The organism is Pantoea sp. Pa-EAmG, assembly GCF_030024295.1.
Lineage (GTDB): Bacteria > Pseudomonadota > Gammaproteobacteria > Enterobacterales > Enterobacteriaceae > Pantoea > Pantoea dispersa.
In genome coordinates this window covers 1-9,625 of record NZ_JASEWO010000167.1, presented here as the reverse complement: position 1 = coordinate 9,625, position 9,625 = coordinate 1, and the positions used below count along the sequence as shown (strand labels likewise).

Sequence of the window (9,625 nt, the reverse complement as noted above, 5' to 3'; positions counted from 1 at the left end):
CAAGCAACAGATGCGTATTATCCAGACTGGCCGGTTTTTAGCGGTCGGTCACATCCCGGCCATTCAGAGAGTTAAAGGGGTAGTCAGTGATCATGCGGGCTCCTGTGGGATTCAGCAGACAGAAGCGACACAAACGCAACGGGCATTAACAGCGCGCCAGATCAATAGTTGAGAATGATAGTTAATATCATTTAACTTGTTCGGAATAATCTTAAGCGTTACAGTAGGTGCCGTCCCTTACAGAGCTAACACCTTGATTGAGTGCCGGAGATAAGCGCCGGAGGGAATTTTCACAGGGCTGCAGGATGCAGCCACTGCTGAAAACCTTACAGCGGCCTGCGCGCCGCCAGCAAAAACAGCATCGGACGCTCGCGCTCCTCGTCCAGCGCCGGATTCTCCGCTACCTGCTGTACATCCGGACCCCACTCATCCAGCCGTTCAATCACCAGACCGGCGGCAATCAGCGCGTTTATCCACGTTGCCAGCTTGCGGTGCTGCTTCTTCACGCCAGCGGCAAACCAGTTGCTGACCCGTTCCCCTTCCTGCTGATACTGATTGACTGGCCAGCTGCGCTGCCCGGCATCATCAATGAACCACTCCTGCTGACGCGGAGCGGTATAAATTGGGTGCTCGCATGAAAACACCAGCGCGCCGCCGGGACGTAACGCATGAAAGATCGTGGCAAACAGGGCGTCGATATGGCTGAGATAGTGCAGCGCCAGCGAACTGTACACCACATCAAAGGTGCTGCTGAGCTGCAGGGTTTCGAGATCAGCGCGCTGGTAAGTGATGCCAGGCCGATCGGTCATGGCAGCGGCCTGCGCCAGCATTTTTTCTGACACATCCAGCCCCAGCACTTCACGCGCGCCTTGCTGTTGCGCGTAACGACAAAACCAGCCGTAGCCGCAGCCCAAATCCAGCACGCGCTGGTCACGCAGTTCAGGCAGCATGGCCCGCAGCGCGGGCCACTCGGGTGCGCCGTCCAGTCCGTTGACCGAACGCGGCAGGGTGGCGTAGCCAGCAAAAAAATCGGGGTTATCGTAGATATTCTGACTCATGGCGACTCCTTTCAATAAGACCCAAAGGAGTGTAAGCGTTTAGCGCGGTATGAAACACCGCTCAGCCAACAAAAAGCAGATGCACCAGGCGCGCGAGCGACTCCAGCAGCAGCAGGCTGCCAATAAAAATCATCACGAGGATGCCAACAAACTGTTTCCGACTGCTCACGCTGATGCCTCCGCGGCTACCCCTCACCGGACTATACTTTATGCCGGGTTTACTAAACTTCCAGTCAACCGGGGCAGATTACATGTTTTATCAGACGCTGCGTGCAAATAACTGGCGCAATATTTGGGTGGTCGGTGATTTGCACGGCTGCCGCGCGCAGCTTGATGCGCAGCTGCTGCGGCAGAGCTTTGATCGGCAACAGGATCTGCTGCTATCGGTCGGGGATTTAATCGACCGCGGGCCGGACAGCCTTGGCTGTCTGCAACTGCTGGAAGAGCCGTGGTTCCGCTGCGTGCGCGGTAATCACGAGCAGATGGCGCTCGATGCGCTGCAGGGCGACGATCCGATGCTGTGGATGATGAACGGCGGGGACTGGTTCTGGCAGCTGAGCGGTGCGCGGCTGATTGCCGCGCGTCATGCGCTGAAGCGCTGTGCCGAACTGCCGCTGATTTTACATCTGCAATTTGAGGAGCGCGTCATTGTCATTGCTCATGCCGACTATCCTGCCAGTGCCTACGCACTGGGACAGGATGTCGACTGGCATCAGGTCGTCTGGAGCCGCGACCGGCTCGCTCGCCATCAGCGCGGCCGTTCGCAACTGATCGCCGGTGCCAGTGCGTTCTACTTTGGCCATACGCCGCTGGAGCAGCCGCTTAACGCCGCTAATCAGCATTACATTGATACCGGCGCGGTATTTGGCAACCGGCTGACGCTGGTGCAGTTGCAGTAATGGTTGTTAACGGAACAGCCGGCCGTCGCGCACCAGTTCGCGCGGGTAGCTGTTTTTGATGCGGCTTCCGACGCGTTTCGCCAGGCCCAGCGGCTGCTGCTGGTAAGTGACAATCACTTCATCGCGCGCGGGCGGCGTGTCGGGATGGATATCCTGACCGCGATACCAGCTTTCCGCCTGCGCTTCGTCCAGTTCGAACGCCAGCGCGCTGTCCGGTTGCGCCAGCGCCACCACCGCTTCATGCTGCCAGCGAAAGCCTTTCGGGAAGGTTTCCGCCAGTTTGAGACCGATACGCGAGAAACGCACTTTGCTGAGCCAGCTCTCCAGCGCCGCCGGGAACAGCCACAGCTCTTTGTCGCGCTGCCACAGCGTCAGGCTCTCATCCCAGTGCAGTCCCACCTTGTGCGCGGCCTGCGCCACCTCCGCCACCAGCTTGCGGCTGGCGGGCGAGAAGGGCAGCTTGCCGAGTTTGTAGGTCGGCGCCGGCAATGGCGGCACGCTGGCAGTTTTGCGCAGCCGCGCGACGAAAAAGCCTTCGCTGTCGAAGATATGCGGGAACACGTGCAGGAAGCCTTCTGGCGTGAGCGCGCGTTCGGCGCCAGCGAACAAATCATTGAGCGGCACAATTTCCAGCGCCTGCGGATAGCGCTGCTGCAGCCAGGCAATCACCTGCTGGTTTTCGATAGTATTAAGCGTACAGGTCGAGTAAATCAGCGTGCCGCCCGGTTGCAGCGCGTGAAAAGCGCTGTCAATTAAATCGCGCTGGGTGGCGGCGATGGCCTCGGTGCTGGCCAGCGTCCAGTTGCGCAGCGCGTCAGCATCTTTGCGCACCACACCCTCGCCGGAGCAGGGCGCATCCAGCAGTATGGCATCGAACTGTTCCGGCAGTGCGGCACCAAAGACGCGCCCGTCAAAATGGGTCAGCGCCACATTGCTGACGCCGCAGCGGCTGATATTGGCATGCAGCACTTTCACCCGGCTGGCGGAGTATTCATTGGCGAGGATCGCGCCCTGATTGCGCATCAGCGCGGCCATCTGCGTGGTTTTAGAGCCCGGCGCAGCGGCCACGTCCATCACCTGGCGGGCATCCGGCGCGGCGTCAAACAGCGCGCTGACCGGCAGCATTGAGCTGGCTTCCTGAATATAGAACAGACCGCTGAGGTGTTCCGCGACGCTGCCGAGCGGCAGCGATTCGTCATCACGCGCAATCCAGAAGCCTTCCCGACACCACGGAATCGGCGTCAGCTGCCATCCATAGCCCGCCACGCGCGTGAGAAAATCCTCCACGCTGATTTTCAGCGTATTGACGCGCAGACTGCGGCGCAGCGGCTGCTGACTGATGGCGAGAAAGCGTTCGAGTTCGGCCTCGTCGGCCAGGCTGGCGCGCATCAGCGCGAGAAAATCTTCAGGAAAACGATCGGACACGGATATCTACCGGACTAACAAAGTGAGGGCGAAGTGTAACGCTGAGCCCGGCTCAGGTACAGCCGTGCGCAATATCCCTGACGCAAATAAGTCGGGCAGCCCGCAGGCTGCCCGTTGTCTCAGTTTGGCGATGGAATCGCCGTGCCCCAGTTGCGCCACTCTTTTGGCGCTTCATCCTGCAGCAGGAAGTGCTTGTCGGCACCGGCCTGCGGCGCCAGCGGCACCGTTGGTGGTGTGGCAAACTGGATGCCGCCGCGAATGAACTGCTGGAAGGTGCCGGTTTTCACCACGCCGCCAATCAGGCCAAAGTCGAGGTTATAACCGGAGGCCAGCCAGAACACCGAATTGTTACGCACCAGATGCTGATACTTCTTGCTGATGCGCAGCGCGATTTGCACGCGGTCGGCCATGTTGCCCAGCGAAGTACCGGTTACCGTGCCGACTTCTACACCGCGGAACAGCACCGGCGTGCCAATCGACAGCGATCCGGCTTCGGTGGTATCCACATAGATGTTCAGCCCGTTGAGGTAACGCGAGTCGGTAATGGTGCTCTCCTGCAGCTCAAAGCTGCGTGCCAGCGCGCCTTTGCCCGGGTCCACGTTCACATACGGCTGCAGCAGCGTTTCCAGGTGATTAACGCCGGCGGGCGAAATCTCCGGCGAGACGACAGAGAAGCGGCTGCCGATGCGCGCGAAGTCCTGCACATACTCCGGATAGAGCACTGCTTTCGCCACCACCTGGTTGTTATCCTGGCTCAGCGCCAGCGACTCCACCTGACCGACGTTGATGCCGAGGTAGCGGATTGGCATGCCGGCCGACAGTTTGCTGGCATCAAAGGTGTGCAGGGTAATCTGGCTGCCGACCGCACGCGCGGCGGTTTCTGACGGATAGAGTACGCGCTTAACGCCTTTCGCCGCCTGCGCGCCCGTCAGGTTATCAAAGCTGATTGCGCCTTTCAGCGCGCGGTTCAGCGGTGAAGCCTGCACGGTCAGACCGCTGCCGTTGAGCTGGACTTTGGCACCGCCTTCGGCCCAGAACACGCTTTCGCTGGTGAGCAGCTTGCGATACTGCGGCTGGATATGGACCGAAATCTCAAACGCATCGGCGCGCGGCACCACATCCACCACTTCACCGACCTGGAACTTGCGGTACAGCACCACCGAGCCGGCCTGTACATCCGGCAGGCTGTTGGCGGTCAGTTTGAGCGTGGTCGGCGGCTGATCGCCGGTAATGCCTTCCGCCGCGCGCTCTGAGTCGGCGTACAGCGGATAGCGGCTGGACGGCTGACCTTTCGCACCCGGCACCAGCCGGATACCGCCGTCGACCCATTCGCGCGCGCTGGCGCCCAGCACCTGCATGCCGTCGAGGCCAAATTTAACGTCGAGACGGCTGTTAACAATGAACTTACTGTCGGCGTGCACCAGTTGGCGGTGCTCCGGATTGATGGCCGCCACAAAGCTGATGCCGTTTTCATCCAGCCGGCGCGAAATAACCTGACCGATCTTCACGCCATACAGCATCACCGGCTGTCCGGCGTCGATACCGTAGGTTTCCGGCGCGCTGAGCTGAACGGTGAGCACATCCGGCTTCTGCAACAGCGTTTCGCTGGCCGGCAGCACGCTGAAGTGATCCTGCGGCTCACCTTCGCCCGGGACCAGTTCCAGCGTATTGCCGGTCAGCAGGCTGCTCAGGCTGGTGTCGGTCAGGCTGAGTTTCGGTGCGCGCATCTCAATCCGCGTGCCGCTGCGCATCAGGCCGGTAACGGAGGGATCGATCGTCAGCTCGCCGGACACTTTACCGCCCGGCAGCAGCGTCAGTTTGGTCAGAGTGCCCACTTCCAGCCCCTGATACATCAGCGGTGTGCTGTCGGCTTTCAGGTTGTCGCCGTTGGGCAGATCGAGCGAAATCAGCACGCCGCGCTGGCTGTGTGCCAGATCCGAATAGAGCTGATAGTTTTGATCGCTATTGGCCTGTTCGCCGCTTTCCGGCGAGTCAAAGGCAATCGCGCCATTCACCAGCGCGGCCAGGCTCTCCAGCTTCACTTTGGCGCCGCTCAGGCTGACATCGGCGTCAACGCCCGACACATTCCAGAAGCGGCTCTGTTTTTTTACCAGGTTGGTAAAGCGCCGCTCAATCAGCACATCGATGGTCACGCCATCAGTATTACCGTTGATGCTGTAGTCATAGACGCGGCCAACCGGAATTTTACGGTAATAGACCAGCGAACCGGTGTTGAGCGAGCCGAGATCGGGCGCGTGCAGGTGAATCAGCAGTTCGCCAGTGTTTACCCGGTATTTCGGCTGGGTATCCAGCGCGGTGAAGTGATCGCGCTCTTTGCCATCGCCGGGCATCATGCCGATGTAGTTACCGCCCACCAGCGCATCCAGCCCGGAGACGCCCGCCAGCGAGGCTTTTGGCGTCACCAGCCAGAACTGGGTGTTCTCCCGTAGCGCATCGCGCATGTCGCTCTTGATGCTGGCTTTGATCTTAATGCTGCGGTAGTCATCGCTCAGCACAATGCCCTGCACGGTGCCCACTTCCACGCCCTGATAGCGAATCGGCGTGCGGCCCGGCACGATGCCGTCCGCGGTCTGGAAGTTGATGGTGATGGTGGTGCCGCGCTCCTGATAATTGGTCCATAACAGCCAGCCGGCAATCAGCAGGGCGATAATGGGCAAAAGCCAGAACGGCGAAATCTTGCGTTTATTACGCAGATTAGCGCTAGTCGGTGTAGTCGGCGTTTCCTGTTGCATGTGCATCCCAGATCAGGCGGCTATCAAGCCACTCTACAGCCATAATGGTCAGGATGACTGCCGCGCCAAAGTAGAAGGCGGCAGGTCCCATGGTAAAAGCCAGCAGCTGGTCACGATTGACCAGCGACATGGTTAAAGCAATGACGAACAGATCCAGCATCGACCAGCGGCCCACCCAGGTGACGGCACGCAGCAGACGGATGCGGGTTTTCAAACCCTGTTCACACTTAAAATGGATGCTGAGCAACAGCGTCAGCATCACTAACACCTTGGTAAACGGCACCAGAATACTGGCGATAAACACCACCGCGGCCACCGGCACGTTACCGGAGGCGAGGCCAAGAATACCGGAGAAAATGGTGTCTTCGCGCCGCGCACCGTTGACGTACACCACCGAAATCGGCAGCAGGTTAGCCGGGATCAGCAGCACAATCGAGGCGATCAGCGCCGCCCAGGATTTTTGCAGGCTGTGGCGGCGGCGAAAATCGAGCGGCGTATGGCAGCGCGTGCAGCGTCCGCGTTCATCGGGCATACCGGTATGGTGGCAGTTCAGGCAAACCTGCCACCGCTCGGGCGGTTCGTGCGGCACCGACTGCGGGTAATAATGTTCCCACAGCTCCTCCACGTTGAGATGAATCAGCGTCAGCAGGCTCATAATGGTCAGCGCGATATAGGCGACCAGCCCGTAGCCGACCTCCAGCGCGGCATAATCCTGCACCTTAATCGATGCCACCGCCACGCCGACCAGATAGATATCCAGCATCACCCACTCTTTGAGTTTCTCCAGCATCAGCAGGACCGGACGCAGGTTCATGCCGAGCGCGTGGCCAATCCACAAATAGCAGATGCCGGCCACCAGCGTCACCGGCGCGCCAATGGTGCAAAACGCCACCATGGCGGCTGTCAGCACGTTGCCCTGTTGCGCCATCTGCAGCACGCCTTCCAGCAGGCTGGCGTTGATGCGCATGCCAAGCAGGCGGATATCCACCAGCGGCAGGCTGAAGGCGAACGGCATCAGTACGATCATCGTGACGGCCATGGCGGTAAGCCGCGTCATTGACCAGTCGCGACCGTTCCGAATACGGGCATGACAGCGCGGGCAATAAGCCGACTGATGCGATTTCACATCCGGTAAGGAAAAAAGGGTATCGCATTGCGGGCAACGCTGATAACGTGCGTGGGGCAACGTCTGGCTGATGGCGTGAATTTTCATAAATGACGCAAGGGGCCCATTGTTCGTTACAGTTACCGGCATGCGGAGCAGAGCACGTCTGTCTGCATCAATCTATGGTACGAGAATAGTCTCAAGCATAGCGTGCTAAGGGTATAGTAACTAACACAATGATTCACCTTGTGGGGTTGGATTATTAGTGCTTATTTTAACAACTGAGTGACAACAAGCTCACGACAGTGACGAGTTATGGTTAAACAATGAACAAAAAAGCCTTTTACGAGGATTTAAATCGCGATGTCCGCGCACTGTTAGCGGGCGAAACTTCTTTCCTGGCGGCGCTGGGCAACTGCAGTGCGCTGCTGTTTGAACGCCTGGAAGGAGTTAACTGGGCAGGCTTCTATCTGCTGACCGAGCCGGAGACGCTGGTGCTGGGTCCGTTCCAGGGCAAAATCGCCTGCGTCCGCATTCCGATGGGTAAAGGCGTATGTGGCACCGCGGTTGCGGAGGATAGTGTGCAGCGGGTTGAAGATGTGCACGCTTTCCCGGGGCACATTGCCTGCGACGCCGCCAGTAATGCGGAAATCGTGATTCCTCTGAAAGTGAATGGCACGATGGTCGGTGTTCTCGACATCGACAGTACGGTTTATTCTCGCTTCGATAGCGAGGATGAAGCGGGGCTGGTAGCCCTTACCGACGGGCTTTGTGCAGTGCTGGCGAACAGCGACATTGAAAAATTTCTTCAGCTGACGCGCAGCTAATCGACTGGATCACATAGCATTTGGCGATGTTGTCATTATAATGTCGCCTGTTCATGCCTGCTCTGGTCGGCAAACCCGTTGTAATCAGGAAATTTCATGGAAAATCAACCTAAGTTGAACAGCAGTAAAGAAGTCATCGCCTTTCTGGCGCAGCGTTTTCCGCACTGCTTTAGCGCCGAAGGTGAAGCGCGTCCGCTCAAAATCGGTATCTTTCAGGATCTGGTGGAGCGCGTTCAGGGCGAAAACAGCCTGAGCAAGACGCAACTGCGTTCGGCCTTACGCCTTTATACCTCAAGCTGGCGTTATCTTTACGGCATTAAAGCCGGTGCCACCCGTGTCGATCTCGACGGCAACGCCTGTGGCGTGCTGGATGAGCAGCACGTAGAACATGCGCGCAAGCAGCTGGAAGAAGCCAAAGCGCGCGTGCAGGCGCAGCGCGAGCAGCAAAAAGCGAAAAAACGTGAAGCCGGTGAAGAGACCGCTGAGCGTCGTCCGCGCAAGCCTGCTGCCCGTAAAGCGGCGGAGGGTGACGCACCGCGTAAGCCACGTCCACAGGCACCGCGTGCTGCGGCCGGTGAGCGTCAGGCTGCTCCGCGTCCACCGCGGGCAAAACCCGTCACTGACACTTCAACGTTGCAAGCGGGTCAAAACATCAAAGTCAAAGCAGGCAAAAGTGCAATGGACGCTACCATCCTGGAAATTACCAAAGATGGCGTCCGGGTCCAGCTCGCTTCCGGCCTGGCAATGATTGTGCGCGCAGAACACTTGCAGTTCTGAAACGGAGGCCCGACCCTGGCATGAACAGCATTTTTAAGATCGGTATGATCGCGGGCCTGCTGCTGGCAGGCCCCACCTTTGGCGCGGACAACATTACCCGCGCCGACCAGATTCCCCAGTTACACGAAGAAGCACAGCATCCTACCGTCAGTGAACGCGTCACTTCGCGTTTCACCCGCTCTCACTATCGTCAGTTCGATCTGAATCAGGATTTTTCGGCGAAAATTTTTGACCGCTACCTGAATCTGCTCGATTACAGCCATAACGTGCTGCTGGCGTCGGACGTGGCACAATTCGCCGACAAGAAAACCACGCTCGGTGATGAGTTGCGCAGCGGCAAGCTGGATGTGTTTTACGATCTTTATAATCTGGCGCAGAAGCGCCGCTTCGAGCGCTATCAGTATGCGCTCAGCGTGCTGAACCGCCCGATGAACTTCACCGGCAATGACACCATCGATATCGATCGTGCCAAAGCACCGTGGCCGAAAAGCACGGATGAGCTAAACGCGCTGTGGGATGCCAAGGTGAAGTATGACGAGCTGAGCCTGAAGCTGGCCGGGAAAGATGACAAAGAGATTCGCGAGACGCTGACCAAGCGCTACAACTTTGCCATCCGTCGTCTGGCACAAAGCAACAGCGAAGATGTGTTCCAGCTGGCGATGACCGCGTTCGCGCATGAAATCGACCCGCATACGAACTATCTGTCACCGCGCAACACCGAGCAGTTCAACACCGAAATGAGCCTGTCGCTGGAAGGTATCGGTGCCGTGCTGCAGATGGA

Annotated in this window: 7 protein-coding genes and 1 pseudogene; 4 read left to right on the top strand and 4 right to left on the bottom strand. The window is 58.7% G+C overall.

What is annotated here, in order from left to right; translation table 11 throughout:
* Nucleotides 1-326 precede the first annotated feature (326 nt).
* Nucleotides 327-1,058 (bottom strand): class I SAM-dependent methyltransferase, encoded by a 732-nt coding sequence (locus tag QMM04_RS18085; RefSeq protein WP_059009737.1) that lies wholly within the window; start codon nt 1,056-1,058, stop codon nt 327-329.
* A 251-nt stretch (nt 1,059-1,309) separates the two neighbouring features.
* Here QMM04_RS18085 and QMM04_RS18080 point away from each other — a divergent pair, with 251 nt between their 5' ends.
* Nucleotides 1,310-1,957, top strand: a complete 648-nt coding sequence (locus QMM04_RS18080; protein ID WP_125310139.1) for a metallophosphoesterase — start codon at nt 1,310-1,312, stop codon at nt 1,955-1,957.
* Between the two features lie 6 nt (nt 1,958-1,963).
* Here the strand turns inward: QMM04_RS18080 and rsmF are convergent, their stop codons facing one another.
* The 3 genes from rsmF to yebS form a co-directional block, all read right to left on the bottom strand.
* Nucleotides 1,964-3,382, bottom strand: coding sequence for a 16S rRNA (cytosine(1407)-C(5))-methyltransferase RsmF (gene rsmF, locus QMM04_RS18075; RefSeq protein ID WP_282996681.1), 1,419 nt, complete (start codon nt 3,380-3,382; stop codon nt 1,964-1,966).
* Nucleotides 3,383-3,501: 119 nt separating this feature from the next.
* Nucleotides 3,502-6,135 (bottom strand): PqiB family protein, encoded by a 2,634-nt coding sequence (locus QMM04_RS18070; RefSeq protein WP_282996680.1) that lies wholly within the window; start codon nt 6,133-6,135, stop codon nt 3,502-3,504.
* Nucleotides 6,104-7,348 carry a membrane integrity lipid transport subunit YebS gene (gene yebS, locus QMM04_RS18065; RefSeq protein ID WP_282996679.1) on the bottom strand — a complete coding sequence of 415 codons (1,245 nt, stop codon included), beginning with the start codon at nt 7,346-7,348 and terminating at the stop codon, nt 6,104-6,106. The genes QMM04_RS18070 and yebS overlap by 32 nt, the downstream gene beginning before the upstream one ends.
* Before the next feature lie 218 nt (nt 7,349-7,566).
* On the opposite strand from yebS, the gene QMM04_RS18060 reads away from it, so the two are divergent.
* From QMM04_RS18060 to QMM04_RS18050, 3 genes and pseudogenes are all read left to right on the top strand, one after another.
* Nucleotides 7,567-8,067, top strand: a complete 501-nt coding sequence (locus tag QMM04_RS18060; protein WP_021510016.1) for a GAF domain-containing protein — start codon at nt 7,567-7,569, stop codon at nt 8,065-8,067.
* 96 nt (nt 8,068-8,163) lie between these two features.
* Nucleotides 8,164-8,844, top strand: a complete 681-nt coding sequence (gene proQ, locus QMM04_RS18055) for an RNA chaperone ProQ (RefSeq protein ID WP_010616374.1) — start codon at nt 8,164-8,166, stop codon at nt 8,842-8,844.
* Between the two features lie 20 nt (nt 8,845-8,864).
* Nucleotides 8,865-9,625: pseudogene (locus QMM04_RS18050) on the top strand (tail-specific protease); the annotation flags it as partial.

What these genes read in the sequence shown, in the direction of transcription:
- QMM04_RS18080 (WP_125310139.1), top strand. Translation starts at nt 1,310, where the DNA reads ATGTTTTATCAGACGCTGCGTGCAAATAACTGGCGCAATATTTGGGTG.
- proQ (WP_010616374.1), top strand. Translation starts at nt 8,164, where the DNA reads ATGGAAAATCAACCTAAGTTGAACAGCAGTAAAGAAGTCATCGCCTTT.
- QMM04_RS18060 (WP_021510016.1), top strand. Translation starts at nt 7,567, where the DNA reads ATGAACAAAAAAGCCTTTTACGAGGATTTAAATCGCGATGTCCGCGCA.
- QMM04_RS18070 (WP_282996680.1), bottom strand. Translation starts at nt 6,135, where the DNA reads ATGCAACAGGAAACGCCGACTACACCGACTAGCGCTAATCTGCGTAAT.
- QMM04_RS18085 (WP_059009737.1), bottom strand. Translation starts at nt 1,058, where the DNA reads ATGAGTCAGAATATCTACGATAACCCCGATTTTTTTGCTGGCTACGCC.
- yebS (WP_282996679.1), bottom strand. Translation starts at nt 7,348, where the DNA reads ATGAAAATTCACGCCATCAGCCAGACGTTGCCCCACGCACGTTATCAG.